Origin of the sequence: Blastomonas sp. UPD001 (assembly GCF_003426715.1) — a bacterium.
Taxonomy (GTDB): Bacteria; Pseudomonadota; Alphaproteobacteria; order Sphingomonadales; family Sphingomonadaceae; genus Blastomonas.
Genome location: NZ_QKVT01000105.1, coordinates 1 through 1070, shown reverse-complemented (window position 1 = coordinate 1070; position 1070 = coordinate 1). Strand labels below are relative to the sequence as shown.

Below are 1070 nucleotides of genomic sequence, written 5' to 3'. Positions count from 1 at the left end.
GATGCTGCTCGCGGGGCTGGCACAACGCATCGGCGCCGCCGACAATGGCCTGAGCGGCGAAGCGCAAAGCACCCGCGACCGAGCCAATCTGGCCGACTATTACAGCCGGGCCGCCGATGCGATGTGGCTGGCCCGGCAGCAGGACCTGTCGACCATTCGCGGCGAAGCGTTTTCGGCGCTGCAAGGTGCCATCGCGGGCGGTGCCAATGATGCCATCGCCCGGATGGCCGCGCGCGGCCTGGCCGATAGCATCGATCCCGCGCTGGGCGATCTGGTCCGCGAACGCGAGACCCTAGCCACCGGCTGGACCGAAAACGCCCGCCAGTACAACGAGGCGCTGGCCAGTACCGCGCCGGGCGCGGCAGAATTGCGCACCAACCTGCTGGCAGGCCGCAAGGTCATGGTCGATCGCATCGCCGCGATCGATCAGACCCTCCGACAGCAGTTTCCGCAATATTTCGCGCTCGTGCGGCCCGAGCCATTGTCCGAAACCCAGGCCGAACAGCTGCTGGGCGCCGATGAGGCGGCATTGCTGATTGTCCCCAGCGACAAGGGGACGCATGTTTTCGCAGTCAGCGCCTCCGGCACGGCCTGGCACAAGGCGGATGCAGACAGCGACGAGATCGCTGCCAAGGTTCGCCGCCTGCTATGGGATGTCGGCGCGAACGTGAACGTCGATGCGGTCGAGGATGCGCAATGGTCGAACGAGGGTGACGGTGCCTATCCCTTTGATCGCGGCACCGCCTTTTCCCTGTACGAGACGCTCATCGCCCCGGTGTCGGAGACGATCAAGGGCAAGCGCCATGTGTTCATTGCTGCCGGCGGGCCGCTTTCGTCGCTGCCCTTCGGCATGCTGGTCACCGAAAAGCCCGAAGGCGCCGATGGCGACCCGGCCAATCTGCGCGCCACCAAATGGTTTGCCGATGCGCATGCGCTGATCCAGATCCCCTCGCTCCAGTCGCTCAAGTTCCTGCGCGACAAGCGCGCGACGGCACCGGCGGGCGGCGCAGCGAGCCGCCAGCCCTTCATGGGCTTTGGCGACCCGGCCCTCGAAGGCCGAGCCGAGCAGC

The 1070-nt window shown here is 66.9% G+C and carries 1 protein-coding gene; it reads left to right on the top strand.

All coding sequences use genetic code 11. The features are described from left to right. A partial coding sequence (locus DM995_RS19220; RefSeq protein ID WP_198669502.1) for a CHAT domain-containing protein occupies window positions 1-1070 on the top strand: 1070 nt, incomplete at both ends.